20 protein-coding genes and 7 pseudogenes are annotated in these 27,000 nt (G+C 59.8%); 8 read left to right on the top strand and 19 right to left on the bottom strand.

From position 1 onward, the window contains the following. Window positions 1-9: 9 nt before the first annotated feature. The 4 genes from ACSQ3Z_RS35210 to nodB form a co-directional block, all read right to left on the bottom strand. Window positions 10-822 (bottom strand): TIM barrel protein, encoded by an 813-nt coding sequence (locus ACSQ3Z_RS35210; RefSeq protein WP_161633554.1) that lies wholly within the window; start codon window positions 820-822, stop codon window positions 10-12. Window positions 823-1,115: 293 nt separating this feature from the next. Next, window positions 1,116-1,766 (bottom strand): LysE family translocator, encoded by a 651-nt coding sequence (locus ACSQ3Z_RS35215; RefSeq protein ID WP_436175697.1) that lies wholly within the window; start codon window positions 1,764-1,766, stop codon window positions 1,116-1,118. A gap of 27 nt (window positions 1,767-1,793) precedes the next feature. Next, on the bottom strand, window positions 1,794-2,417 hold the full coding sequence (locus ACSQ3Z_RS35220) for an FMN-binding negative transcriptional regulator (RefSeq protein ID WP_006328898.1): 624 nt from the start codon (window positions 2,415-2,417) through the stop codon (window positions 1,794-1,796). A 490-nt stretch (window positions 2,418-2,907) separates the two neighbouring features. Next, entirely contained in the window at window positions 2,908-3,567 is a 660-nt protein-coding gene (nodB, locus tag ACSQ3Z_RS35225; RefSeq protein ID WP_069091164.1) for a chitooligosaccharide deacetylase NodB, read from the bottom strand. Between the two features lie 329 nt (window positions 3,568-3,896). Between nodB and ACSQ3Z_RS35230 the strand changes: the two are divergent. Further along, a pseudogene (locus ACSQ3Z_RS35230) lies at window positions 3,897-4,057 on the top strand (LysR family transcriptional regulator); the annotation flags it as partial. A gap of 22 nt (window positions 4,058-4,079) precedes the next feature. On the opposite strand, the gene ACSQ3Z_RS35235 reads toward ACSQ3Z_RS35230, so the two are convergent. Then, window positions 4,080-5,549, bottom strand: a complete 1,470-nt coding sequence (locus ACSQ3Z_RS35235; RefSeq protein WP_436175780.1) for a PLP-dependent aminotransferase family protein — start codon at window positions 5,547-5,549, stop codon at window positions 4,080-4,082. 318 nt (window positions 5,550-5,867) lie between these two features. Between ACSQ3Z_RS35235 and ACSQ3Z_RS35240 the strand changes: the two genes are divergently transcribed. Further along, window positions 5,868-6,020, top strand: a complete 153-nt coding sequence (locus ACSQ3Z_RS35240; protein WP_244846079.1) for a PLP-dependent transferase — start codon at window positions 5,868-5,870, stop codon at window positions 6,018-6,020. Continuing rightward, entirely contained in the window at window positions 6,021-6,257 is a 237-nt protein-coding gene (locus tag ACSQ3Z_RS35245; RefSeq protein ID WP_244748460.1) for a DUF6398 domain-containing protein, read from the top strand. Here the strand turns inward: ACSQ3Z_RS35245 and ACSQ3Z_RS35250 are convergent. From ACSQ3Z_RS35250 to ACSQ3Z_RS35295, 10 genes and pseudogenes are all read right to left on the bottom strand, one after another. Beyond that, entirely contained in the window at window positions 6,248-6,391 is a 144-nt protein-coding gene (locus tag ACSQ3Z_RS35250) for a nodulation protein NodZ (protein WP_425453796.1), read from the bottom strand. The two genes, ACSQ3Z_RS35245 and ACSQ3Z_RS35250, sit on opposite strands and share 10 nt — an antisense overlap. 84 nt (window positions 6,392-6,475) lie before the next feature. Further along, complete coding sequence (locus ACSQ3Z_RS35255; protein WP_436175698.1) at window positions 6,476-8,497, bottom strand: carbamoyltransferase family protein; 2,022 nt, start codon at window positions 8,495-8,497, stop codon at window positions 6,476-6,478. A gap of 302 nt (window positions 8,498-8,799) precedes the next feature. Then, on the bottom strand, window positions 8,800-9,588 hold the full coding sequence (locus ACSQ3Z_RS35260) for an ABC transporter permease (RefSeq protein ID WP_010913823.1): 789 nt from the start codon (window positions 9,586-9,588) through the stop codon (window positions 8,800-8,802). A gap of 3 nt (window positions 9,589-9,591) precedes the next feature. After that, window positions 9,592-10,614 (bottom strand): nodulation factor ABC transporter ATP-binding protein NodI, encoded by a 1,023-nt coding sequence (gene nodI / locus ACSQ3Z_RS35265; protein ID WP_436175781.1) that lies wholly within the window; start codon window positions 10,612-10,614, stop codon window positions 9,592-9,594. A gap of 49 nt (window positions 10,615-10,663) precedes the next feature. Then, window positions 10,664-11,938: a chitooligosaccharide synthase NodC gene (gene nodC / locus ACSQ3Z_RS35270; protein WP_436175699.1), complete on the bottom strand. Its 1,275-nt coding sequence runs from the start codon at window positions 11,936-11,938 to the stop codon at window positions 10,664-10,666. 128 nt (window positions 11,939-12,066) lie between these two features. After that, window positions 12,067-12,663, bottom strand: coding sequence for a NodA family N-acyltransferase (locus ACSQ3Z_RS35275; RefSeq protein ID WP_436175700.1), 597 nt, complete (start codon window positions 12,661-12,663; stop codon window positions 12,067-12,069). Between the two features lie 990 nt (window positions 12,664-13,653). Continuing rightward, window positions 13,654-14,262 carry a nodulation methyltransferase NodS gene (gene nodS / locus ACSQ3Z_RS35280; protein WP_036240893.1) on the bottom strand — a complete coding sequence of 203 codons (609 nt, stop codon included), beginning with the start codon at window positions 14,260-14,262 and terminating at the stop codon, window positions 13,654-13,656. A gap of 426 nt (window positions 14,263-14,688) precedes the next feature. Beyond that, a complete protein-coding gene (ubiM, locus tag ACSQ3Z_RS35285) occupies window positions 14,689-15,870 on the bottom strand; it encodes a 5-demethoxyubiquinol-8 5-hydroxylase UbiM (protein WP_436175701.1) in 1,182 nt (393 codons plus the stop codon). A gap of 271 nt (window positions 15,871-16,141) precedes the next feature. Next, window positions 16,142-16,333, bottom strand: coding sequence for a hypothetical protein (locus ACSQ3Z_RS35290; protein WP_436175702.1), 192 nt, complete (start codon window positions 16,331-16,333; stop codon window positions 16,142-16,144). Continuing rightward, window positions 16,330-17,291 (bottom strand): annotated as a pseudogene (locus tag ACSQ3Z_RS35295) (ArdC family protein). Before ACSQ3Z_RS35295 ends, ACSQ3Z_RS35290 begins: the two are co-directional and overlap by 4 nt. A gap of 476 nt (window positions 17,292-17,767) precedes the next feature. Here ACSQ3Z_RS35295 and ACSQ3Z_RS35300 point away from each other — a divergent pair. The 4 genes and pseudogenes from ACSQ3Z_RS35300 to ACSQ3Z_RS35315 all read left to right on the top strand — a co-directional run. Next, window positions 17,768-18,381 (top strand): annotated as a pseudogene (locus tag ACSQ3Z_RS35300) (aldehyde dehydrogenase family protein); the annotation flags it as partial. Window positions 18,382-18,532: 151 nt separating this feature from the next. Then, window positions 18,533-18,946, top strand: a pseudogene (locus ACSQ3Z_RS35305) (transposase); the annotation flags it as partial. A gap of 314 nt (window positions 18,947-19,260) precedes the next feature. Next, complete coding sequence (locus ACSQ3Z_RS35310) at window positions 19,261-20,232, top strand: glycosyltransferase family 10 domain-containing protein (protein WP_436175703.1); 972 nt, start codon at window positions 19,261-19,263, stop codon at window positions 20,230-20,232. Window positions 20,233-20,404: 172 nt separating this feature from the next. Further along, a pseudogene (locus ACSQ3Z_RS35315) lies at window positions 20,405-21,336 on the top strand (IS630 family transposase); the annotation flags it as partial. A 76-nt stretch (window positions 21,337-21,412) separates the two neighbouring features. Here ACSQ3Z_RS35315 and ACSQ3Z_RS35320 read toward each other — a convergent pair. The 3 genes and pseudogenes from ACSQ3Z_RS35320 to ACSQ3Z_RS35330 all read right to left on the bottom strand — a co-directional run. Next, on the bottom strand, window positions 21,413-21,784 hold the full coding sequence (locus ACSQ3Z_RS35320; RefSeq protein WP_436175704.1) for a hypothetical protein: 372 nt from the start codon (window positions 21,782-21,784) through the stop codon (window positions 21,413-21,415). Window positions 21,785-21,836: 52 nt separating this feature from the next. After that, window positions 21,837-23,057 (bottom strand): acyltransferase family protein, encoded by a 1,221-nt coding sequence (locus tag ACSQ3Z_RS35325; RefSeq protein ID WP_436175705.1) that lies wholly within the window; start codon window positions 23,055-23,057, stop codon window positions 21,837-21,839. A gap of 194 nt (window positions 23,058-23,251) precedes the next feature. Further along, window positions 23,252-23,368, bottom strand: a pseudogene (locus ACSQ3Z_RS35330) (transposase); the annotation flags it as partial. A gap of 271 nt (window positions 23,369-23,639) precedes the next feature. On the opposite strand from ACSQ3Z_RS35330, the pseudogene ACSQ3Z_RS35335 reads away from it, so the two are divergent. Continuing rightward, window positions 23,640-24,256 (top strand): annotated as a pseudogene (locus ACSQ3Z_RS35335) (aldehyde dehydrogenase family protein); the annotation flags it as partial. A gap of 197 nt (window positions 24,257-24,453) precedes the next feature. Here ACSQ3Z_RS35335 and ACSQ3Z_RS35340 read toward each other — a convergent pair. Then, window positions 24,454-26,907, bottom strand: coding sequence for a class I SAM-dependent DNA methyltransferase (locus tag ACSQ3Z_RS35340; RefSeq protein ID WP_436175706.1), 2,454 nt, complete (start codon window positions 26,905-26,907; stop codon window positions 24,454-24,456). Window positions 26,908-27,000 lie beyond the last annotated feature (93 nt).

Genomic DNA, 27,000 nt, shown 5'->3' on the forward strand with positions numbered 1-27,000 from the left:
TCCCGCGTCTCACGCCGGCACTCGCGTCAATAGCCCGTGTCGGAAGAGAGCGATGCTCGCGGCAAGTGCGCCTGCGAGGTCGTCCAGCGGGTGGGCTGCGTCGACAAACGGTGCGAATGAGAAGGGCCCCCCATAGCCGCCATCAAGCAGCGCCCGGATCTGGCTGCCATTGTCGGAACCGACTAGGACGCGATCCGGGTAAATCCAGTGGATCGGATCGTTCACGCTTGAAATGTGGACGAGACCGGTCAGCTCGGAGGAGAAGAACGTCTCCCCGGCAAGCGTGTGGTGGAACGTGTCGTGCACGAGGCGGAAGACGGATTGGCCATCAATGGCGGCAATGGCCTTAGCCGCTTCGTTCTTCGATCGAAGCGAGCAGGTCCGGAAGCCCAGCGGCTCGATGAGACCGATCAGACCGCGCGACTGGAGGATCGGCTTGAGCGCCTTCAAGGCGACGCGGAGATCGCCCCGGCGCTCGACATTGGCGGGCCAGGAGCCGTCGTTGACCGGCACCAGCATGAGCGTCTTGGCTCCGCAGGCCGCTGCATAATCGGCGAGCTTGCTCGCCTCGGCCCTGCGGGCGGGGGTCCACTCATTGAAGCGCTGGAGGGCATTGACGGAAATAATCCCAACGCCTGTGTCGGCGGCCGCAGACCGGACGTCCGCCGCCGGCATGCCGCGTGCAATAGCATTGCTGCCCGGTTGGCTGCGGATCTGGACATCGGTTAGGCCCTGGTCGCGGGCAAAAGCGAAAAGTGCCCTTACGTCAAGTCCGGGCGTCGCCAAATAATCGAGTGCAAAGCGGGGCGATGCTTGGCGCATGGCTTGGCTTTCCTTCCATGAAACGGGCGTCATTCTCGGCTGACTGGCTTCTACCGTGCGTTGATTCGCGAGGGCCGAAATGATGGGCATGAGCGAGGCGAGGCAGTCGTACTCACGTTTCTCTCACGCTATGTTTTTCTCTCATTTATGAGCCGACGTTCACCCAAACGGCGGTGCCGCGCCTCCTGAGACAACTTGAATAGGTGCAATGACCGAACTGACTCGCAGCCATCCAACTGCTTCCGCAAGGTACCCGCCAACCCTGAAAGATGCCCAATCGATCAGATTCAAAGTCAGGCAGCAGGGTGTTTCGCCAGAGCGAGGCCGACGCCCAGCGCGATCATCGCGCCACCTGACGCCACCCTCAGGCGGCGGATCAACCCGGGACGCGCTGCCGCGCCGTCTTGAATGCCGCTGGCCACGACGGCAACCACGATGTCGGCGAGCGTGTTGAGCGCAATGGACACGGAGCCAAGCACCACGAATTGCAGAGCCACGAGCCCTGCGCTCGGATTCACGAACTGCGGAATGAAGGCGAGGAAAAAGACTGCCGTCTTCGGGTTGAGCGCCTCGACCAGTACCCCTTCACGAAACGCCCGCCGGGGTCCGACTGGACCCACTGCGGCGCCGTCATCGCCGCCAGTCGCTCCCTTGAGGCGGGCGGCTTGAAAGGTGCGAAAGCCGAGCCAGACGAGGTAGACCGCGCCGAACAGCTTTAATGCGGAGAACAGTTCCGAGCTCTCGAGCACGATCGCGGAAATACCTAAGCTTGCGGCGAGGACGTGGATCATGCCCCCCAACCCCGTGCCGAAGCTGGAAGCGATACCTTCCCGACGACCACCGGCGAGCGTGCGCGCGGCAACGTAGAAGATGCCCGGACCGGGGGTGATGGCGAGCACGGAGGCCGCGGCGAGGTACAGGGCGAGTGGGGTCAGTTCTGGCATGACGGTCGATTCCGACGAAGTTCATGATTATTTTGGGATGAGAGCGGCGACGTCGCGGTCAGATGCCCGCTCGCTCGCCGCAAGGCCCGCCGCCACGCCAGCGCGGTCGGCCGCGTTCCGGTTCTGGCTCATTTTGCGCTTGCCCTCCAACCTCGTGATTGGCATGCGCAGGCCGACGATACCGCGGAGTTGCGCCTGTACAAAATCCGGCGGCGCGTCCGACACGGCCCAAGGCGAGGCGCGCTCGCCCTCGTGGTGGTCGGTCAGCCGATTCACGACGTCCAGCAGTCTTCCCGCATCCTCGAAGAACTCGACCGGGCCATAGGCGTGGACGGCGACGTAATTCCAGGTCGGGACGACCTTCCCGGTTTCCCGCTTGGTCGCATACCATGCCGGCGTCACGTAAGCGTCCGGCCCCATGAAGATGGCCAAGCCGTCGCCCAGCGGCGGAACACGGCACTGGGGATTGGCCTTCGCCAGGTGCCCGTAGATCACGCCGTGCTCGCCCTCGCTCTCGTCAAGGAAGAGGGGCAGTGGCGTTGCGAGCGGCCCTTCCGCCGTGACGGTAACGAAGTTCGCCAGCAGCGCCGCGCGAATGGTCGCGCGCAGGCATTCCTTGTCGTCGTCGCGGAAAGCGGGAGGGATGTACATCGCGAAACTCCTTGCGTTACCCAAGTCAGGTATCGGCAAGCTGGCCTGTTGGAAACAGCCAGTCAGAAGCTATTGAGGTAGTCCAGTTGGTGAAAGATGGCATCGCGCGCCGGATCAGAGCACCGGAATCCCCGGTGCCGGTCACGGTATGCGAATTGCCTGCCAAACCTTTTGGACGCAGCCAGCGATCCCGCAGGGTCGCGCTATGTGAGCCTGTGACAAGCCCAATGAAATCGATCCAACGCGAAGTGAACCATACATTCAACAATCGTCGAAGAGTGAACCTACCGGCGGTGCTGGGCCATGCCGAGAGCGTGCGCGGGTCCTCATCGTAGCAGGTGACAACAGACGTCTAGCCAACTGTCGGAGCCGACCAGTTCGTCCGATGTCGACGAAGTGCTTGTTCGCAGGGCGTAAACGGCCTGTAAGCCTTCATAAGCGAGACCACACAGGTACTGGCTGGGAAAGCAGGTCCATGGGATCTCGCATTTCAGTGATGTTCTGGAAGCGAGCGAATTTCATATCCGCAGGCATCTAATGCAGGAATCAGATTGGACAGCGCCATAACGGTCTGGTTGCGCAGACTGGCTTGAGTGCTCCGTGTCGACTCGTCGGGAGGGCATCCGTCGTGCAAGAGCACGATTGCGCCGGGGCGTACCGAGGCGAGCACTGCATCGACGATCGCGTCGGTGCCGGGGCGCGACCAGTCTCTTGGGTCGATCGACCAATGAAGGGCCGCCAGCCCCGCGATCTCTGAGGCAGTGAACACTTCTTCGCTCCAGGCGCCGTATGGCGCGCGAATGTAGCGGATCGAGGCCTGCGGGCATGCCAGCATGATGGCCTGGTTCGCCTCAGATACCTCACGTTGCACTTCGCCCAAACCGCATTTGGACAGGTCCGGATGAGACATCGTGTGGTTGCCTACCTCATGCCCTTCTGCGATCATTCGCTGGATGAGATCCGGATGCTCTGCGGCGTAAGCACCAATGACGAAGAATGTCGCTGGCACCCGATTTTGCGCCAGCACATCGAGTATCTGTGGTGTGAAACATGGATTGGGACCGTCGTCAAACGTCAGATAAACGCTTCGACGCCCGGTGCCGTCAGCGCATTCACTCTGCACCTTCCATCTGTCATCGAGACGTCTCATAGCTGCGAACCCTTGCGGTCAATTGTTGTACCGGTCGGCCATTCGCAATCGGCATAACCCCGATCCTTGAGGTAGGGGCCTACGCTATCGGGGGGAGCTTGTCGCGAAGAGCCGACGCGATGCAGCTTGCGCCGATCACCGATGTACCTGGTCGAAAAGGGGATCGGCTCGCTTGATGTTCGGCGCAGACCAGGAGGGACACACCAGAAAATGCTCCTCGGAGCCAACGCATGCATCGACAATCTCCTTAGAGCTGCATCCTTGAATTCTTCCTATGGGACGTTCTGTCGAATCGGCAAAATCGATTGTTTCGATGACAAGCATCCACGTTGCGGATAGATGAGACAAAGGCTTGGATCGCGTGCAACCTCACGGCGGCGGCAGCAGCATCAACCTTAGTCAGCCGGCCATGAGCGCGGCCGTCGCCCGGCCGCGCGACTATTTCAACGATGAACTGTTTACGATGAGCGGCCGCGAATGCGTTCTAACCCGCGTGCGGAACCGTCAGCGTCTCAGAGTCGAGCGACGACGTCCCGCAGCATCTCGACGCCTTTTTCGATCTGCCGGATGCTCAGGGCGGAATAGCCCATGACAAGCCCGACGCGGTCGGCTTCGCCTGCTCCCGACTGCCGATGATAAAGCGACGAAATCGGGTGCAGACCCAGACCCGCGTATTGGGCAGCTTCGACCAACGCCGTTTCACGCGATCGCGGCAGGTCGTTGAACCATATGACGACGTGCAGTCCAGCCTCTGCCCCCTGGACGGCGATCCGACCTTGAAAACTCCGCTTCAGGGCGGTCAGCAATGCCTCCCGGCGCTCGCCGTTGATGCGGCGCACGCGGCGCACATGGCTTTCATAGCCACCGCTCTCGATCAGAGAGGCCAATGACTCCTGCCCCGCCATCGGAGAATGCCGGTCGGCAAGCTGCTTGGCGGTTTCGAAAACCTGCAGGAATTCCGCCGGGACGACGAGATAACCGATCCGCAGCATCGGCGAGAGCGTCTTGGAGATGGTGCCGAGGTAGATGACGGCCCCATGATCCTCGAGGCTATGCAGCGGGGGAACGGGGCTGATATCGTAGCGATATTCGCTGTCGTAGTCGTCCTCGATGACATAGGCGCCCTGATCCCGCGCCCATTCCAGAAGCTGATGCCGCCGCGGGATCGGCATGACGCCGCCGAGCGGAAACTGATGCGAGGGCGTCACATAGGCCAGCCGGGCCGCGACCCCCGCCAGTTGCTCCGTTTGCATGCCGTGATCGTCAACCTCGACGGGAACGGGCGTGGCACCTGTACTGGCAAAGACCTGGCGCGCCATCCTGTAGCAGGGGTCCTCGATGACGAAGCTGTCCCCGGGGTCGAGCAGCAGGCGCGCGCAGAGATCGAGGCCCTGCTGCGAACCATTGACGATGACGATCTGCTCGGGGTCGCAGCGCACAGTACGGGCGCGCCAGAGATAGCCCTGAAGCGCTTGGCGGAGCCGGCTCGAACCGCACGGATCGTCATAGGCGAGCCGTGCCGGCCGCTGCGCCATCGCCGCGTTCATCGCGCGCTTCCAAACCGATGCGGGGAAATCTGAGGGCGCCAGGACGCCATATCGGAAATCAACCTTCAGCGTGTTCGGCAGGTAATCCGGCCAGCGCGGAGTACCACGCAGCCGTTCGCCATAGCTTGACAAGTGAACCGGGCCGAACCGTTTTGGGGGATTGGCGGTCAGCTCATGTCCCAGCAATGAGGATGCGACACGAGGGCGCGCGCCTTGACGGATGTCGATGAAACCTTCCGCGGCCAGCTGCTCGTAGGCGACGGTGACGGTCGTTCGCGAGACTCCAAGTTCCTCGGCGAGACCACGGGAGGACGGCAGCTGGCTGCCGGTGCCGTAAACGCCTCTGAGGATCTGCTCGCGAAGCGCTTCGTAGATCTGGCGCGCGCCCATGCCATGCGAGCGGGTTGAAGCACCGGGACCTGGAGACTGGACCATTTCTTTTCCTGCCAACTGGACATTCCATATCAACCAGTTTGCAGCCACTCCTTCCGAAAGCCAAGGCACGTCTGAAGCCGATGCCCGAGACCGCAATCCAAGACCGGAAAGTGGCACATCTGCGAACGATGCCAAATTCGGCTTCGCTACCCGCGCCATCCATCACGGCTACGATCCGGCTGGTTTTCCCAATGCCGGTCAACCACGCGTCTTCCTGAGCTCGACCTACGATCGAAAGTGTTGCGGCGAATGAGGCCGCCGCCTTGGCGGCGCAATCCTCGGCGACGCGGAAGCCTCCACACGCTGTACGAAACGGGCTTGCGCTACATCACCGGCGCGGCGCTCTCGACCATGTCCTCCTTCCTGGTTCTGCGCGGGCTGAAAAGGACTCTCACGCTTCGCATGGAATGGCACAGCACCACGGCGCTTGCGATCGCGCAGGTGCGCGACGGGCATTCGGCCGTGGGTTAGGTGAGCTCCCCTTCCTCGACTCGCATCCCGATCAGGCGATTGCCCGAAAGGAGATGTCGGGCATCGCCAACGAGGGGGCCGAAGGGTCAAGGCGCGCTAAGACATGATCGTCGCCTCACCAACGCATTTTGCCAAAAGCATCTCAACGACGAATATGCCGGCTTGGCGCGCCGTAGGGCCGCCGCCTTATCCCGCGAGCGGCGCAGCCCGCTCGCACGTCCCGTCCGCTATGCGTAACACCAGGCTGATGCCGGAGACCATAGGCAGTCACCGAACCGGGTCCGCCGTCGAGAAACGACGAATTGGTGCTGTCTTGAGCCACCGGCAAGCAAATCCATTACTGATCCTCGACTGCCATAGGCGTTATGCATGCTCGCAGCCTGGGCACAGTCATATGGAGATGCTTGGACAGAACGGTGTTTCGGCAACTGTTATCTGTCGTCCAGCTTTTGGCATCAGTTTTGATGGACGCGAGCAGCTTGCGAGGGACGCATCCGAACGCGGCGCTGCTCCCACAACCGTCGCAGTTCTCCTGTGAGAGCCTCGCGCTGGGCCTGATCCAGCGTAATTGTATCGAGGAGATCCGCGAGCACGGCTTCGCCCTCGATTCGCGTCAGCAGATCGAACAATTCAGGTGAAATACGCACACCGTCACGGCTGGAGTGATCCGTTCGGATTTCGCAGATGGTCTCCTGGCGATCCAGCGCCGTGTGAGCGCGGACCTTATACAGGGATACATAAGGCGGCAATGAAACCGCTAGCGCAGTCCAATCCTCCAGCGTTGCGGCCCGTTTTTTGACGAGGAACGGCCCGACCACAAGTCCATCCAACCCTGTCGTCAGGAACGTGGCAATCGAGTCTGCAACTGAATCCACGATCGGCTCGGCATTGTTGTTAAAGGACGTATTGAGCAGAATTGGGATGCCAGTGCGCTGCTTGAAGGCATTGATGACGTCCCAGTAGGCCGGACTGGCCTTGCGCGATACTGTTTGCAGCCGAGCCGTACCGTCGACGTGCGTGATGGCGCCGAGCAAACCACGCTTGGAGTCGCGCACACGGACCACGAAATTCATGAAGGGAAATTCGCACGCACTACCTGGGAGGTCGAAAAATTCGCGCGCATCCTCCTCCAGCACTGATGGGGCGAACGGGCGATACCCTTCCCGCTTCTTGACCATAGCGTTGATCCGGTCCTTGTTTGTGGCGGGCCTGGGGTCGGCAAGAATGCTGCGATTTCCGAGCGCGCGCGGCCCGAACTCCGAACGACCTTGCACCCAGCCGATCACGGCGCCACCGGCCATCCACTCGGCTGCCCTATCCGCCACCGCCTCAGTGCGTTCAAACTCCAGGTGCCCCGCCCATGCCTTTAGTTCCTCTTCGACAGCATGATCGCTCGCGAGATCCGGCCCCCAATAAACCTCCTGCAATCGCGCACGCGGCGCGGGGCGGCCCAGCTCACCAGACACGATGAGTGCAGCGCCCAATGCGCAGCCAGCGTCGTGCGATGCGGGCTGCACGAAGATGTCTTCGAAAAGGCCTGAATAGAGCAGCTTGCCATTCATGGAGCAATTGTGCGCAACGCCGCCGGCCAGGCACAACCGCGTCATCCCTGTGGCCTCACGATGATGCCGAAGAATGTGAAACACGATGCGTTCGAGTGCTTCCTGTAGCGACGCACTCACATCTTTGTGCTGCTGAGTGAATGGCATTCCCTTTTGCCGGACCTGAATGGTGCGAAGCAAAGTCGGACCGATGCGGTCCAGGTGGACGCGATACTCGCCGTTTGCAGACAGTTCATAGAACTGCTCGAAAAGCTCGCGATAGGGAACGGGATCGCCGTAGGGGGCAAGCCCCATTACCTTATATTCATCGAACAAGCCGTAGCCGAGATACCGGATCACCTCGAGATAAAATAGCCCAAGGGAATTGTTCTCTGGGAAAGTCGCGAGTTGCGAAATTTCAGCACCAGATCCTACCGCCACAAGACCCGACTGGAAATCACCAGAGCCATCAATCGCGAAAATCAGACTTTGCTCGAAGCCCGACATTGCAAAAGCACTCACGGCGTGCGCCTGATGATGACTTACGAATGAGATACGCGAAGGGTCGAGCTCGCTACCGAACTCCTGCGCCAACAGCTGCTGCACCAAAAATTTGGCATCCAACGGAATGGAGGCGTCCGGCTCGGAAGCAAGCATGTTTTCGAGCATGGCGTTGCAATAGGCTTCGGTAGCGTAGTACGCCACATGATCGATTTCGCTGAGCTGAACCCCAGCGGCTGAAAGACAGTATTGAACCGAACTGATTGGGAGCTTGTTGGAGTGCTTGATCCGATTGAGGCGCTCCTCTTCTACGGCCGCGATGACCTGTCCGTCTCGGACGAGCACCGCAGCGCCATCGTGCATGAATGTATTCGCAATCTGGAATCGGTTTTCATAGACTTTGTCTAATCCGCCGCTCAATCCTAGACACAGCATCTCGCTCTCCGTTTATCGTACAGGAAGACTGAATTGGCCTGTCTCAAGGCCGTTTGATCAAAAACACAGGCTGCGTTGTCGTTCGCCGCCGCGAACGCCAGTCAGACATCACCAACCTCAAAGAAATTCTCTTACGCCTGGATCAACATGAGATCCTGTGATCGAGGTCCCGGGCGTTCCATAACGTTGAGAGATTGAGTGGATGCCACGAAGACCCTGGGTTGGATGCCGATTTGCGTTGCGATGTCGTTTTTATTTGCAGCACGAAGTCCGTAGCGCATTGTTTATCTCACTCTCTTTCGTCAGCGCATTAGTCGGCGGCGCAACAGCGCCATCGAGAGGAAGAATGGCAACAGCGCGTACAGGCCGAGCACACCGACGTGCAGGGCGATGCCGCTGATCGGGCGATCAAGCATAACCGGACGAATGAGGTCGATCGCATGTGACAGCGGCATGCATCGCGCTATCTGCTGAAAGGCGCCAGGCAGCTGGTTCAATGGGAAAACGGCGCCCGACAGGAACAGCATAGGTGTGAGGACAAGCGTCTGGTAAAACACGAAGTAATCGTAGCTGGGCGAAAGTGCGGTGACGATCATCGCGAGGCTCGCAAATACGCACCCTGTCAGAGCAATGATTGGCAGCGCATAGAGGACGGAAGGCCAGGCGGCATAGCCCAAGGTTGCGGTGACGATGGTAATAGCCGTACCGGCCATGAAGGCCTTTGTGGCTGCCCACGCCAGTTCACCCAGAACGATGTCGCCGAGGGTAACGTGCGTATACAGCATGGCTTCCCATGTGCGTTGAGAATGCATGCGAGCGAAAGCCGCGTACAATGTTTCCAGGGTAGATGCGGTCATCGCACTTACCGCGACCATGCCGGCCGCCAAAAAGGCGATATACGACGCACCGTCGACGCGGCCGACCATTATGCCGAGACCGGTGCCTAGGCCGAAAAGGTAGATCATAGGATCGGCGAGGTTACCGAGAAGCGACACGAGTGCGACTTTCTTCCATGCCAGATAGTTGCGTCGCCATACCGCAACCCAGTTCCACGCATTGGCCGGCAGCGCCGCCGCAAAACCTTCAATCATCGTTCACTCCTCCATCTCGCGCCCGGTCAGCCGCAAGAAAACATCCTCGAGATTGGCTGGACGCAGAAGAAGACGCAGACCTGCTCGCCCCTGCAGTTGCATGCGCACCTGGTCAGGGTCTGGCGCATAGCAATAAAGGGTTTCGCCGCTGACCTCGAAGCGCTGGGAATGTGGCTTGACCAGCGAAAGCAACTCGTGCGGATCGCCGCCATAAATCTCCATGACCTGGCATCCGATATGCTCGTCGATCAGCGCCTGCGGGCCGCCTTCGGCGATGTTGCGGCCCTTTTCGAGCACGCACAGCCGATCGCATAATCGCTCAGCCTCTTCCATGAAATGCGTCGTTAGGATAATCGTCTTGCCACGTGCCAACAGGGCGCGCAGCCGCTCCCAGATCAGGTGGCGCGCGTGCGGATCGAGGCCGGTGGTCGGCTCGTCCATCACAATGAGCTGGGGGTCGTTGATCAACGCCCGCGCCATTGTCAGGCATCGCTTCATGCCGCCGGACAGTTCCGAGACGCGCGCATCCGCCTTGCGCTCGAGGCGAGCGAACTCGAGAAGCGACGGGATGACCGCTTCGCTCTGACGTGTGCTCATGCCGAAGTAGCGTCCGAACACCAGCAGGTTCTCGCGTACGGTGAATTCCTGGTCAAGATTGTCGAATTGCGGGACCACGCCAATGCCCCTACGTGCCAGCCGAGCGCGCGCCGGCACCGGGACGCCGAGCACCGTGATCGTGCCCGCGTCAGGGCATGTCATGCCGAGGAGCATACGCGCAATCGTGCTTTTGCCCGCCCCGTTTGGTCCGAGGAGGCCGAAACACTCTCCCGACGCAACGGAGAACGACAGTTCGTCGACAACGATCTTGTTCCCATACGACTTGGTTACGCCGGCAAAATCGACTGCCACCGTCGACAAAGAGTCATGCACGGAGCTTTTCGCGCTTGTTTGCCCGTGAGACTCCCGTTCGATCGCAGGAGTCTCGAATCGCCGCAAATCCTCTGGGCCCAACTTACGCTTCAACACTTGATGTTTCTGGTCCTGGCTCAAAACTCTTCCACCTGCGATCAAGTAACTATTGCTGTTCGCAGCAAGCTGCGTCAGATTCCACCAAGTTTGGCTTTGGAAGGGCGCCGCCGGTGTCTTGCACATTGGCCGCAGAGCTTCGCGACAACCAATCGCTGTTGCTCAATGTGCACAGCGCGTATGCTTTCAAAGGGAGCAAGAGAAAGATGTTGATGAGTGTGTGGAGCGAGAAACCGAGAAATCGAAGTTGGCGCGCACGAAACGCTGCCACGCTGCAGCGAACTATAGTCATGGCTACAATCATCAGGCATGCCGTCCAAGGCACAGTACCTGTCGTTACGAATTGCGCGAGCCCCGCCAGAATCGACAAAGAGAGCAATAATGGGCCAATATTCTGGCCAATCACGTCCAATGTGAGATAAATATTAAGGCCGCGCAGCAGTTGGAACGCCAGCAACGTGTCACGGAAAGTGCTCCGGGCCCAGCGAAGCTGTTGGCGCAGATAGGGACCCATGCTGTTGGGAACGACTGTTGCCGCGACGGCCTCCGGGACATACTCTGTTCGAAAGCCTGCTTTCAGCATCAGGATCGTAAGGTGGCGGTCCTCGCCGAAGTCGCTCGGCTTCCCTCGAAAGCGCTGCGTCTCGTACTGATCCAGCAGCGAAACAAGCGCGGATCGCCGGTACATGGCACACGGACCGCAGCAACACATGACGGCACCGAACCGAGCCTGCGCTGCCCGCTCTTCGTTGCAGGCGAGCCAGTATTCCATGTCGATCAACCGCGTCAGCCAAGTTTCACTGCGATTGCTAGCCGCCAACTGGCCCATGGCGGCGCCGACCGCTTGATCTTGCATCTTTAGCGCAAGCCTGGTGATGACGTCCGGGGCGAGTATCGTGTCCGAATCTACATTCAGCACCAAATCTCCGCACGAGCGGCGAATGGCGGCAATCTGCGCCTTGCGCTTTCCGACATTCTTTGGGAGCGCAATGAAGTTGAACCTCGGGTCGCCCGCGTATTCCTCGTGTACACCCACGAGGGCATCGCGGTTTGCAGAACCGTCATCAACAACATAGACCTGCAGTTTGCCGGCGTAGTCCTGACTTGCAATGGAAGCCAGGCAGTCCGAGAGGGTGCGAGGCGCCTCGTTGTAGCACGGGATAATGACATCGACGCTCGGCCAAGGCTCACCGCTGGGCGGGTCGCCCGAGGTCGGCGGTACGTTTGTAGGCAGGGTATAAAACACCTGCGCGGTTTTGTAGACGGTCGACAGCAGCGCATAAGAGCAGATGGCAACAGTACTGGCTGTGGCAAACAGGGTCATGAGATGTCAGATTTTTCAGTGAATTTGAGGGAAGCGGGCGGATAGTAAATCCGCGGCCAATGCTGGAGTCAGATCGATCAATGCCATGAGGGCCGGGTCGGGCTGACTGATATCATTGCGGGTGTTCTTCATAGCTCTGGACCGTTCCGATCGATCAAAGTGCCGGCCGGCCACTCGCTCATTGAGCGTCCAATTGGCAGCACAATGAGGAGCACGTCGTCGTCGACTCGCGTCGTGGAAGGCAGATCGGGGTACACGTCCGGAAGGGTTGAACGCACGCGAACGCCTGTCAAAATGTTCGCCAAGCCTTTGCGGCGGAACCTCCCAACATGGTTCCGGAGCGCCTGCCGAACCGTGCCGAAAGCGAATGGAACGCCAAGCTGCTGCAGCACCGGATACATCACGCTAATCGAATGGGCGATTCCCAGCCCCTCAAGATCCGGACGCACGCCGTATAGACCGAGTTCAGCGACAAGCAGATCAACGTCGCCAACTTTGATGTATCGGCGCAGCAGGCCCAAGTGAGCCGCTATCCCGTGCACATCATGGCCGATTACGCGGAGCTCCGGCCTTGCACCGGCCCAACTTCGACCGCCTGCGAATTGCTTCCCATTAAAGGCTCCGGTCGGCTCATAGGTCTTCCGGAAGAACTCAGAGAGTTCGAGGTGATCGGGAAGCTGCAACTCATTTTCCCAGCATAACCTCCACTGCACGTCAGGGCGCATGCGAAGACTTCCTCTTTTTCGGGTTCTTTTGTGCACCTCACGCGGTAGAGCAATGGCGGTGCATGTCATGGGTCTATGAACGACCCTCCCGGATTGGTAAAATTGATTGTTTAGATCGCGAGCATCCACGCTATGGATGTTAAAACCGTGCCTTTCAAAGGCCCTGATCTGAACCATCTGGTCGTGCTCGATTGGCCCGATAAGCGGCGGCACCGATGGCAGCTGTCGGTGACACAACCTGATTCAAGAGCGGCCGCCAGCGCGTGGCTGCGCCCGTGCCGAAGCAGCGATCAAGTGGAGGATGGCCCGACTGTTAGGCGTCAGCAAAGGCGGCGACCGTTGGCGCACGCTGATGATGCATGGCGATCGCGCAGCTCTGGATCGCCGGCGGCAAACAGGTTCCGCGAAGCTCTGGCTCGACAAGTTGCGGCAAGGCGGCATGCCAATGGCGCGATGGTCGCGCTCGCCAACAGGAATCGTCTGGTCAATGCTTTCGAGTGTTGCCAGTCAACCGGACTGTCGGTGAAAGCATCTGGAGAGCGGGAAGGAGGGCGCGCCCGGATGGCGCTACTTCGAACGAATTGCTTGAAGTTTGGCAGGCTGGAACCCCTAGCTTGAGCACCTGAGGCCTGAAGTGCGCGAAGGGGCTGGGCCCTAAGTTTTTCATTCCGTACGAGGGATCAAAGATCGCCGCAAACAGAAATGGCAGCCTAGGGAGCGTCAGCACTTGCGCCCGCCGAAGGGCCGGGACGCGGGCTGACTGCAACGACGAGATCGGTTAATAAGTCTGGGGCCGTTGAGGTGGAAGCGGGCGAAAACCCCTCGAGGCTCGCGGCGCAGAACATCGAGCCGCATGAAGAAGCCGGATGTAGTCAGCAGTTGTTACCATCAACCGGATCCAGCTAACTTGTTGCAATCGGGCGCTCTTATACGTCCCCATATTGGGTCAGCTTGACACCACAGAAGCGCACACAGTTTCCAAGTGTTTTATCAGGAAGCGGAAATCGGCTTTCGGAAGAGGGCCAGCAGGCAGTCTTCATTGATCGACGCGCCCCGGCACTCGATGCACTCGATCTCGGTCAACGATTCGTTGAGCATGGCGATAGTGGTCTCTGCACCAGCAGCGTGCCCCCAGCGTTGGCAATTGGCGTCACGTGCCGACCCGAAAACCAGCTGCCCGCCTGGCGCAAGCAGACCTACCAGGTTGCGGACTGCCGCGCGGATCTGAACGAGGTCTCCGACGTAGTAAAGAACCTCCGCAACGACGATCAGGTCGAACAGCTCATCACTCGAAAACTGTTGAACATCGGAAATTATCCAGCTGATGTGCGGCGTCTCCTTCATGCGTGAACGTGCTCGCGTAATCGCTGGCTCCACGACATCGATCACAGTGAGCCGCTGGCAAATGGGGGCTAGCCGCTCCGTAAAAGCGCCGGCAGCGCACCCGACTTCGAGCGCATTCGCGACTCGACCTTGCGCAAGTGACAACCGGAGAATTTGGGTGTGGCGCTCCCGCTCGAACGGGTTGCCATCGAGCCGCCATGGATCGTCTGCGGCCATTTCTCGATTCAGCAGTTCATGATCGATTTTATGGGTCAAATTCGCACCTAGCTAAGGCAGCAATCACCGGCGCTGCAAATGCCGTCAGATGTCGGTAGGGTCGGGACCGTACTGCGGGCCGAGGCAGTTGATTTCGGTCACGCTCCTAATAGGGTCGGCAGGATTGGCAAAATTGATTGTTTGGATGACAACCATCCACGCGCTGAACACATCGAAGGCGGAATTGGGCGTGGCTGGGTCCACTTCTGTGTGACGCCGGGCCGACAAACGCTTTGCGGCGGTGGGGAATTCCGCACACACACGGCGATTGACACGTTGACGATCCGAGATGGAAGAGCTCGCGGTATTAGAGCAGCCCCGTCTTCATCAAGCTGATCCCGCGCAGCCGCGACCGTTCACGTCGAACCACACGCGCCCGCCTGCTACGACGCCGTACGCTGATGCTGACACTATGGTGACTGGGGTTTACCGCCTCAGCATGGCCGCAATGCCATGACGGACAAAGGGAAGATGTTGGCCGAGGCGCAGCCCCACATGCCTTGCAAGCCGTGCCGCCGGATGCTCGCTTGAGTAGAGTCCGACGAGGATATTCGTAGCATGGTAGAGCGGCGCCGCCGACAGGTGCAGTCGGCTTTCATATCTGTGGAGCATGTCGGGGTCGGCAATGTCGCGACGGTCACGCCATGCGGTCTCTATACCGCGGGCGAGTTGCTTCTGGCCGCCGAGGCCGATGTTGAAGCCATGCGCGGTCACCGGGTGCATGCCAATGGCAGCGTCGCCGATCAATGCGGCGCTCGGCGCCCGGAACCTGTGCGCCCAGGTCGTGGCCAACGGATAGATATAGCGTTGGCTTGCCAGGTTCATATTGCCGAGGCGGCCTCGACAGCGCTTTGTCAACTCGCTCAGGAACAACTCGTCGTCGAGGGCAAGCAGTCCGTCGGCCACGTTTGAGGGCAAAGTCAAAAGCAGCGACGACACGCCTTGCGCGAGAGGCAACATCGCCACCGTCTGATGGTGATCGAACCATTCGATCGCGATCTGGTGGTGGGGGCGCTCGTGCCTCACCCGGCAAATCAGCATCGAGTTGCCAAGCCGATTGATATCGGCGCCGATGCCGAGCAGATTGCGGGTGGCGGAAAAACGCGAATCGGCTGCAACGAGAAGCCGAGCGCTCAGCTGCCTGCCATTGGAGAGCGTTATCACTGCTCCTTGACGGCTGTTTGTTGCACGCACGACCGACTGGCCGCACAGCAGCCGGGCATGGCCCCGCAAGCGGATGATCTTGAACAGGGCATCGCGGATCTGGCAATTCGGGACCAGAACGCCCAGTGGTTCCGCGGATCCGGCGGGGGCATCGAAACACAACGCAAACGGGCTCGATCCGTTGAGGACGCGTGCGCCTTGAAGCGGTGACTTGTCCGAAGCGGAGATAACATCCCAGGCGCCGAGCTCGCGAAAGATTCCAATCGAGGCGTGGGTGAGCGCTATCTCGCGACCGTCGAAAGCCGGACTTGCCAGTCTTTCCAGGGACTGCCCTTCGACAACCGCCAGTTTGAGCTGGCTATGGGCAAGCGATGCGGCGAAGGAAAGTCCGACCGGCCCGGCGCCCACGACAATAATGTCGAAGCTGTCGTCACAGCTGGCCATCAGCGTGCCGCCAGCGCGTCGGTTCTCTTCGTGAGATGATGGGGGAGTCGAGCCGCATGTCGTGCATCGATTGCGCTGTGATCTATCGCCCGCATCGCCTCAAGCGCGTTTCTCACGTCGGTTCCTGGCTGGTGAAGCGTCATTTGCCTGCCGTATGATCTGGATTGTCAAGATGATGGGAGCGACGACCAGGCTGTCGGTCAGCCCATGCGTTTTCCCGTGAAGGACTGGCGATCAAACCACGCCGACAAGGGCGTGGCCTTGATCTGGGTCAGTCGAGGCGGAACCGGCTCAGATGACATCGATCCAATCCAGTCATGCGCCAGCTGATTCCAAGACGACGCCATTGGGTCGGCCAAAAGGGCGGGGCGGTCGCGCGTGGTGGCTGGACATCGGGAATGAGCGTCTGCTCGCCTTGCGGCGTTGGTTCGGTCTGCAGGGTGTGGCGATCGCGCGCGCTCATGCCGCGATCTCGTCTTGTTGCGCGCCTTGGGCCTCGGCGTTGAAGCCCAGAAGAAAATCGGCGGCTTTGGAGGCAAGGCTGGCGGCGCGGAAGATGGCGCGATTGTCCTCGCGCAGCACCATCAGCCACGAGCCGATATAGTCGGCATGGCGCACGCTCGGCTCGATGCCGAGGGTCGAGCAGACAAAGGCTGCGGTGATTTCGGCAACCAATTCCTCGCGCGCCAGGTCTTGGAACCGAAGGTGCCGGAGAGGTCGCGCGCCAGCCGCGCCGGGTGGCCCGTCCAGTGGCCAAGCTCGTGGAAGCAGGTGCGGTAATAGTCGATCTGCTGAAAGAATGCGGGCTGTGGCGGCACCTGAATGGTGTCACTGCCCGGCATGTAGAAAGCACGATCGCCGCCGATGCGGAAATCCGCGCCGCTGACACGAATGAGCGCTTCCGCATGGGGAACAATCTCACGCTCCGGCAGCGGCTCGGCGGCGGCATAGAGATGGTCGGGCAGGCCGTCGCACTGCGCGACGTTGAAGACGGTGAAGCGCTTCAAATACGGCACGGCCTGCGGCTCGTCGCCGTCTGTCCTGGCGCGCTCCTGCTCGCCCTTTGGGACAAAGCGGTCGGCATGCACGATGGTTGTGCCGCGCTCGCCCTTCCTGACATTGCCGCCAAGGACAAGCGCCTGCCGGAAGGTCAGCCAGGTCTGGCCGGGATAGCTGCGCTCGATGACGGCGCCCCACAGGATGAGGATGTTGATGCCGGAATAGCGGCGCCCGGTGGCCGCGTTGCTGGGCAGGCCGAGGTCGGCCTTTGCGCTGCCCCATGGCTTGACCCATGGCACGGTGCCGCGCTCCAGTTCGGCAATGATGCGGTCCGTGATTTCCTGATAAAGGCTGGCGCCCGGGCGCCCGCCCCTGCCCGCGCCAGCCTCTCGGCTGCCGCAACGCTGGTGTTTTGCACGCATCGTCTGGTCCTCCGCTCTTCAATCCCGCGCCGCCGGGAACGGCCAACGAACAAACCGCGCCGGCCGACAGGGCGGCGACCGTCAGCAACCGACAGGCTGCCCGCGCCAGGGGGCGAAGCCGGATGGCCGAGACCGCCTGAGCCTGCCGAAGAAAAAGCGGGCTCGGTTCACGAGCACCCGGCACGCGCCGTCAGGCGCGCGGGCGCCGTCAAAGCTTAGGCCTCCCGCGGATGCGTGGATGCCATGCCTTGCGCTGCGGTTATCAGGTTGCAGGGCTCAGCGCTCGGTGCCCCCGCCAGGCGTGCGGGCGAGAAAGGCGCTGAACAGGAATTCTCGTTCCAGGAACGGTCGTTCCTGTTCCATAACGCGGTCGGCAGGTCGCCAGGGCCCCGTCGCTCGAGGTCCTATGCGAAGTGCGGTTACACATCCTGACGCAGCCAATAGAAAACATCCGCCGTTTTGAAGAGAAAGCCGGGATGCCTCTGTGCCAGCCGCTGATGCGAATCTGAAACTCCCCGACCTGTTCGGCGCTATCGACCGCATGCCGACGCTTGGCACGGTGTTGGGTGAGCGAAAGTTCGAGGGTCTTTAATCCGCAGCGCTACCCGACATGGGCGCTGAGACGCGCACGGCGATCGACAAGGCCTCTACGGCGCAGGCTGGATGGGCGGCGTTGACCGCCCGGGATCGCAGGGACATGCTCTGGCGCTGGCATCAATTGATCATCGACCACGCCGACGACGTCGCTGCCATCCTCACAGCTGAGATGGGCAAGCCGCTTGCCGAAGCCAAGTCGGAAGTCTCGCATGCGGCGGCATATCTGCAATGGTATGCCGAAGAGGCCAACCGCATCTATGGCGAGACGATCTCCCCGCCCTCGACTGACCGGGGCATGCTGGTGATCAAGCAGCCAATCGGCGTTGTTGGCACGATCACGCTATGGAATCTCCCGGCTTCAATGGTGGCGCGCAAGATCTCACCGGCACTGGCGACGGCTGCGCCGTGATATTGAAACCTGCCGAACAGACGCCGCTTGTTGCAGGCGCAATGCGCGCGGCCGGCTTTCCCGAAAGGCGTCGTCAACCTGATACTGATCAACCGATGAACTTGATCCACAGGCGCTTGAACCATGCGACGATGGCCTTGAGCCCCTTCGGCTGGGTGCCGCGCTTGAGAAGGCGGCATAGGCACGGCCGGCTTCGATCTGCTCGCGAGACATCTTGCCGGCCCAATGGATCGATGATGACTGCCTGCAGGAACTGCGCTGGATGTATGACCGGCGCGACCTTTCCGAAGTGCGGCGCGACCGCGCCCAATGGCTGGCCAAGTGGGAGACGCGCTGCCCCAAGCTGTGCCAGTGGGTAGAGGACAACATCGAGGAGACGCTCACCTTCAACCGGCTGCCACGCCAGCATCACAAGCGCCTGAAGAGCATCAACATCCTGGAGCGGCTCAATCAGGAGATCAAGCGGCGCACCCCATGTGGTGCGCATCTTTCCCAGCGCCGAGAGCTGCCTGCGGCTCGTCCGCGCGCTCGCCGTCGAAACACACGAAAACTGGCTGGAGTCCATGCGAATCTCAACATGGAGCACCTGGCCGAGCACAAGAAGGAGATGCTGCGCAAGCTGGAGGAGCCCAAGGCCGCGGTTACTTGAAGACGCCGCGCCTGACCCGCCAACACCGGCGACCGTGATCGCAAATTTGCAGAAGACTCTGGACAGAGCTCCCAAACTGCATCAAAAATAGTCAGAGCTAAATTATGGAAGCCGATCGAGATGGAGGAGGAGGGGTTACAAGCCTTTGTATAGTTCCCCCAAACTTTTCGATATCGAAGGGCTTACCTGCGGACCGTTTGGCCATCGATTCCGATCGTTTTAGCTTCATCTCACGACGGGAATAGGCGCAGAGAGGTCTGGCCCTGGTGCAGAAATTACTCCCGGCACCACCGAAGTGAAGGAGTCGAACTGCTTTGTCTAGCGCGAAATTGCCGACGGAACGTCCGGCGCCCATTGTTGCTGCATGCCTCGATTCTTGGGGCGGTCTGGATGACGCCATCCACCATCTCACTCCAAAGGGCAGTGGAATCTGGAACAATGTCGCTTTTGTACGCAAGACATCCTTCACGCCGGATTGGCATATAATCTTTAACTCTCCTTCTGTTTTTGGACTTCCAGTTGATATCGAGGCGAGCCCGAACAGGACAATTTTTGCAATCGGCGAACCGCCGACGCAAGCTCATCGCGCGCTCCATCTAGGGCAAGGGGAAAATACCATCGTTCTGACGTCTGACGCAGAGCTGGTAGCTCGGCAGAATGCAGGGCGTCGATTCGTCTTGTCTCCACCTATCACTCGGTCTTGGTCTGTAAGAAAGACGTATGACCAACTTCTGGTCAGCGAAGTCGTTGACAAGCCGCGTCGGCTCTCATGGATTACCAGCAACATCGCCCTGCTTAAAGGACATCGATATCGGCTGGCGTTTTTGGAGCGGCTGAGAGAGGAGCTCGAGTTCGACCTGTTCGGCCGAGGTTTTCACCTGATTGGAGATAAATGGGACGCACTTGCACCTTACCGCTACAGTATAGCTTTCGAGAATACTAGAGCTGATTACTATTTTACAGAGAAGCTTATGGACTGCTTCGTTGCTGAAACAATGCCGATCTATTACGGCAGCCCGGCAATCACGAGGTTCTTTCCGCCGGATTCAATGGTTCTGATTGATCCAGAGGACAAGAACGTAATTCAAAAGATCCGCGAAATAACCAACTCGGACCTCTGGAAGGACCGTCGCGATGCAATACGAGAGGCGAAGCGGTTGGTACTTGAGAAGTACAATATATTTGCTTATCTCGCGGGCTTCATCGAAAGCGTTCAGGATAAGCCTTTGCCGCCTAAAGTTATGCACATCGGTACGCCCGAGGTCGATTTTGGGGTAGACGAATGAACTCCAAAGTTCATTCGCTTCGCGCGCCCGGCGGTTGGTGGTCTGGCAGGGTCCGTACGCAACACTTGGCGGAGAATGCCTCGAGCATCTTTGATGAACACAGAGACGGTTTGGGAATCACGCGATAGATCCTGTCTGATTCACTGTCCCGGTGATTTACGAGGATGTGATGATGACGAGGAGCCTGAGCGCGGACCTTCGTGGGCGCGTGATTGCGGCCATTGAAGACGGGGTTTCGACGCGGGAGGCGGCGCGTCGCTTCCGGATCGGCATTTCGACGGCCGGGAGTTGGTATCGCCGCTATCGCGAGACCGGCCAGTTGGAAGCGCGCAAGCAGGGCCAGCCGGTGCGTTCGAAGCTCGATGCGCATGAGGCCTTCACTCTTGGCCTTATCGAGCACGCGCCGGGCATCACGCTTGCCGAGATCGGGGAGCGCCTTGCCGCCGAGCGTGGCGTGCTGGTAGCGCCGTCCACGGTCCGGCTGTGCCTCGACCGGCGCGGCATCACGTTTCAAAAGAAGACGGCGCACGCCGCCGAACAGCAGCGCCCCAATGTCCTGCGCCGCCGCAGAACCTGGTTCGATGGCCAGCTCGATCTCGACCCCGAGAGGCTGATTTTCATCGATGAGACCGCAGCATCCACAAAGATGGCGCGGTTGCGTGGCCGCAGCCTGCGCGGCGAACGATTGTCGGGCGGCCGTTCCTCACGGCCATTGGAAGACCACCACATTCACGGCCGGCCTGCGGCTGGGCGGCTTGGCGGCGCCAATATTGCTCGATGGCCCTATGCTTGCTCGCCTATGCGCAGCAGGTCCGCGCACCCGAGCTTCGCCCAGGCGACATCGTGGTCATGAACAAACCTGCCCGCCCACAAGATCAGCGGCGGGCGCGAGGTGATCGAGAAGTTGGCGCGCTCCTGTTCCTGCCGCCATACTCGCCCGACTTCAACCCGATCGAGATGGCTTTCTCGAAGCTCAAGGCTCTCCTGAGAAAGGCTGCAACCCGAACCATCGACGAGTTCTGGTCGGTCGTGGCCAACTGCCTCGCAGCTTTCACAGCCGAGGAATGCAGGCACTATTTCGAGGCAGACAGCTCTGACCCGGAATACGTCGAATCTGCTCTGGCTGCGCAAACGGGCCGAGACGGGCGCACAACATCGTACGCCACCCGGCTGCTGCTGATCAGGCGAACTGGGGAAGGCCGGGAACGGAATTGAGGACCTCGTCCACGAGTTCGTCGCCGGCATGTTCCTTGGCGAAGGCGATCGTCTCGTTAGCAAGGCCGGCGATATTTCCTAGGCTGAGACCCTCATTCATCAATTGCTGGCCGAAACCCACCACGCCGCCTCCGGCGAGGACGCTGCCGCCCTCTGCGTCCTCACCATCATGCTTCGCCACTAATTCCGAAGCTCCGGGAATGGCCTCGATCATGCGCGCAGCGGGACCGTCGGCTGCCTCGCGTTGCAGGAAACCCAGCATCATGCCAACGGCCTTGTCTGCGAGAGCCGGGTCGACGCCGACATTGGTGGCGATGCGCGATACGAATTCTTCCAAGGCAGGGCACCTTTCGTTTTGAGGTCAGAATGATTAGCTATGTTTGTCCCGCTCAAATGGTTGAGCGCAGCGCCAGTCTACGCCTCCGCAGACTTACGCAAAAACCTCTCAGGTATTGGTCCACCCCCTTGGCTACTTCCATGGACTTCACGTCTACAAGGCGCTGAAAAGGCACCGCAGCAATGATGGTGGTTACAAGTACAATGACGACAGTGCTACTAGCCGCAATGGCATGCCCCCATTGGATAGTCCAGAGATAGACAAAGCACCCGAGGGAACAAAGGAGAGGGAAATGAAGAAGGTAGACCGAGAACGACAATCGACCTAGGAGTGGGAAAAAGTATGACGAGAAGGCTCGCTGAAGCGATGGAAGCGCGAGAACGCTAGCGACAAGGAAGGTTGCACCGACGCAGTGCATTGCGTCCTTCAGGTGATTAAAGTCGATTGGGGAGAGTTTGATGATCGGCTCATACAAGATGTCGTTTGAGAAGCCGCCAAGATAGATGGCAGCAAGAAAGATTGCGATCTTAGCTTTGTGAGGCCATTTCGCTGGAGAAACGCGAGTCAGGAGGACGCCGACCCCGAACGACAAGGCGAAGGGCAGGTAAGCTATATGGACCGCAAAAGAGAGAGCCGCGGCAAAAACTGTGACGAGGGCGAAGGTGAACCACCTCGCAGCGAGGGCGAACATGAAGGCTAAGTATGAACCGACGAGCTCGATGGACATCGTCCAGAGTGGTGAATTGAGTTGATTCTTACCGAGAAATAAGGACTCATATAGGGCCTCCTTGGCGATGGTCGCGACCGTAATTGAGCTAGGGTAATACCAGGTCAGCCAGATCGAGCCCGTGAGTGGAGCAACTTCAAGATTTCTCATCAGCCCCATGGCAAAAATGGTACCGGCAAAAACGATTGAAGCCGCGATTGGAATGCCGAGGCGGGGTATCCGTCGGATTGCTCTGGATACAAGCACCGACGCATTTCCAGTGTCAGCAAAAGACTTGGTAAGGACGAAGCCGCTTAGAACGAAGAATACACAAACCGCAAAGCTTCCGTTGATAAGCATGCTGAATGGGGGGAGAGTTAGAAGCTGAGCAGGCCATCCGATTTCTGGCCACGCTGCTTGCGCCAACGGGTACATGGTTTTGAATATCCCTGGCTCGACAGCGAAGAGGGCGTGAGACAAGAGGACGCCAACTGCAGCCAGCCCCCTCAACCCCTCTAAAGCAATAAAACGTTCAGATCCGGCCTGCCCCGCCGCCATTCCGTTCATGGATACTCTGCCCCTTATGAATGCGCCGGTTTCGACTTGGTCTTCCTACAAAGTCCACGCTCGTGAACGTGAGCTGGAAAGCACGGGACATTGGCTTTCCTGTACTGCGCTATGCAGCATCATGACGGAGGAGTAAACTTGATTGTTTGGATATAATGCATCCATGGGATGGATATGCGGGCCATGCCCACCGGCGACAGCTGGTCCTGGATCTGAAACTCGGCTTGATCGTCCGAGAGACAGTAGAGCGCCTGCAGCACCATGATCTTCAACATCATCACCGTATCAAAGGGCGGCCGTCCGCCCTTGGCGCTATCGGAGGCGGCGAAGCCGGATGGCCGAGGCCGCCTGAGCCTGCCGAAGAAAAAGCGGGCTCGGTTCACGAGCACCCGGCACGCGCCGTCAGGCGCGCGGGCGTCATCAAGTGCCGGCAGACTGCCGCTTGCCGGATGCCTGGACGCCATGCCTTGCGCTGCGGTTTTATCAGCTCGCAGGACTTAACGCCGGTGCCCCCGCGAGGCGTGCCTCTGTGCCAACCGCTTGCACCTGAAATCTGCATAGCTGTTCGGCGCCTTCGACCGCATGCCGCCACTCGGCACGCCGCCTGGGCGAGCGAATTTTCGAGGTCTTGATTCCACTGGCGACGTGTTGGCGGAAATTTCCCAACATGGGGTCACGGAGACGCGGGCAGCAAGGCCTGTATCGCAAGAGACTGGATGGGCAGCCATGACCGCCCGAGAGCGCAGCGACATGGCTTGGCACTGGCATCAGCTGATCATCGACCATGCGGACGACCTTGCTGCCATTCTCACCGCTGAGATGGGCAAGCCGCTTGCCGAAGCCGGCTCGGAAGTCTCTCACGCTGCTTGCGATCTGCAATGGGACGCCCGAAGAGGCCAAAGCCATCTATAGCGAGACGATCTCCCTGCCCTCGACGGGCCAGCGCATGCTGGCGGTCAAGCAGCCGATCGGCGTTGTTGGCACCATCAGGCCGTGGAATTTTCTCGGCCTCGAGGGTTGCGCGCAAGAGCTCGCCGGCGCTGGCGGCCCGCTGCGCGGTCATCCTCAAACCTGCCGAACAGACGCCGCTTGTTGCAGGCGCAATGGTTGCACTCGGCGCGGAGGCCGGCTTTCCCGAAGGCGTCGGCAACCTGATCTGTGCCTGCAAAGGCGATGCCGTCGGCCGCACGCTGATTAGCCGATGAACTTGATCCACAGGCGCTTGAACCATGCGACGATGGCCTTGAGCCCCTTCGGCCGGGTGCCGCGCTTGAGAAGGCGGTCATAGGCGCGGCCGGCTTCGATCTGCTTTTGATGAGGTGTAACGGAAATGACTGGAATGGGTCTATCATCGGTCTTGGAGCAAGGGCGTCTCGCACAATTTGGCTGACCTGGGTCAGCTTGTTCGGCGTTTGGTGTTTCGCGGACGCTCTGCTGACGTCGGCTGGTTTTCGCGATCCTTGGTGGTCAATTGCTGCGGACCGACAACGGACTTGCGGCCACCTGCAATGGGCAACTTCATCTGCGGGGCACGTCGAATCTCTTCCGGCGTCGGACGACGACGTGGCTTTCTTGTCTTCAGACCGGATTTGGCGTGCTCGTTGAATGCCTCACGCGCCAGATTGAGTTCTAGGAGATTCGCCAGAGCTTGATCTTCAGAGATATCTGTAGGCCACCCGTAGGCTCCGGCAACGGCGGCATCCAGGTCCGAGTGAGCGTCGACCAACCACTGCGGACGCCGGTTGTAGAGGTTGGTCAGGGCACGCTCGCGGAGGATCGCGTGCGACACGATGTCCTTCGGAAGGATTTGATCCGGATAGCCGGGCACGACCTCGGGCTTGATCTGGACAAGGTCGCTCGGGTTGAGCCACGCGTTTCGTAAGTCATCAAGCCTCTTGGCCACCTGTGATATGGCGATGGCTCGTGCATCCTTTTCATATCGGACTGCTGGGATATCCGGCGTGAGGCCCTCGGGGAACGGGAAGGTCTCGAATACCCCCGCACTATTGTAGGTTGGATCATTGCCGATGCCGTGCCACGAGCAAGTTCCGAAGCTCCAAGCCTCATGAAATCGGGAGTGAAGAATCCCGAAAAAGACATCGTCTGACCGAGAAAACGCGAAGATGCGGGAGTCGGGCACTATCGCTTGATCAAGCCACACGAATGTCCGATGCTTTGCGACGCGAGGTGTTGCCATGTAACGCGAGTGGCCCTGCAAGGAAGCGTGAAAAGCCGGTCTCGGCTCCACGTGTCGCCACCAACGCTCGCGGTAGGCATCACGCCTGTTCTTTGAGCGCTCCGGAAACACATGCTCTCTAATGTGCTGGAACGGCGCCTCGTAGAGGGCAGCCTCCTGCTCGGACATCTCCCAGCCGAAATCCACAATCCACATGTCGCGGCCGCGGCGAGTGACGTCCATTCCATTGCGCCATGGACGGAGCACATCTGAGTTTGGCCTACCGTTGGGATTCATCGGCATCGAGAGCCAGGCCCGCGCCAAGCTACCCGGGACGTCGAAGGCACCGCCCTTCGTGTCGCCCATGAACGCTACGTTCTGGTTTTCAGACAGCCTGCGCGCCTTGGTCAAGTCGGTTACGCCGGCGGTAAGATCTGCGTTTATCTGTGCAACCGTTTTCCCATCGAGGCACAACGGGTCCTCGCCGTGGCCGAAGCAGATTAGGGATACTCGTACGGCTGCGCCATCGACGACCCACGGCTCGTCACTCCAGGCTTCGAATAGCCGGCTTTCGGCGATGATCCGATCCAACACCCTTCTGTTCGCTCCACCGCGTATGGAATTCGTCGTGACCAGACCCACTCGACGCGTTCGATCTGCTGCGACAGCGGCGCGGGATTTCTCCACCCAATAGCAGACGAGATCAGCCTCGCGAGAGACGCGCCCATCGTACACATCGAAAAGGCGATCAACCGTTGGATCGCCCAAGGCTTGCCGCATCAAACGCACGCCGACAAACGGCGGATTTCCTACGATGAATTCTGCTTCTGGCCATTCTGCTTCAGCATCTTCCGAGACTGGTTGCAGTGCAGCAAGAAGGTCTCCTTGTGCGTCACGAGCTGTATCAACGTCTTGGGCCTGCCTGACCAAGGCGTCTCGCCTTTCGATTGCATCTAGCTTGCGTAGGATTGGTATCGATTTCGAGCGTATCCCATTCTTGATCTGCCACTGAATGTCTCCGATCCAAATGGTCGTGCGTGCAAGCTCGGCCGCCATCATGTTGATTTCGATGCCGCGCAGGATTTCAGGCCCTACGAGCGGAAGCTGAGCGGGCATGCCGAGCATCTCGCAGTCGAGGTTGGCGCGGTGTTCGATATCCTTCACACCCTGGAGAGCGAGGTATAGGAAGTTTCCAGACCCGCATGCCGGATCCAGGATGCGGAGCTTTCGCAGCCGTTCCGTGAACCGGGACCGTACTTCGGCGGCCGCTTCCTCCCGCGTCATCCGGCGGGATTGCTGCCTGCGCATTGGCGGCTTGCGATTGCCATTCAGGAGTTCGACAATCTCCCGCCTTGCTTGTTCCCATTCCTGTCTCAGAGGCCTCAGGATGACCGGATCGACAAGACGCATAATTTTTTCTGGATCGGTGTAGTGCGCGCCGATCTGGGCGCGTTTTTCCGGGTCCAGAAACCGCTCGAACAGAGTTCCGAAAATCGTCGGATCGATGAGGCCCCAATCGAGGCTGTCTGCGGCGACAAGCAAACCAATGTCACCGTCATCGAGCCGTAGCGCTCGGCGACCATCAAACAGGCCGCCGTTGAACCATGTGATGTCGGTCAGGTCGAACTCGCCGCCGCGCTCCATTGCTTCAAACAGCTTGTCGAGGTAGCTCATGGCTCGTTCAGGAGCACGGGCCGATCGCTTCAGGAGCTTCGTGAACAGGCCATCTGGCAGCAGGCTGACACTCTGGGCTGTCAATCACCATGG

The organism is Mesorhizobium sp. LjNodule214, from assembly GCF_964252735.1.
GTDB lineage: Bacteria > Pseudomonadota > Alphaproteobacteria > Rhizobiales > Rhizobiaceae > Mesorhizobium.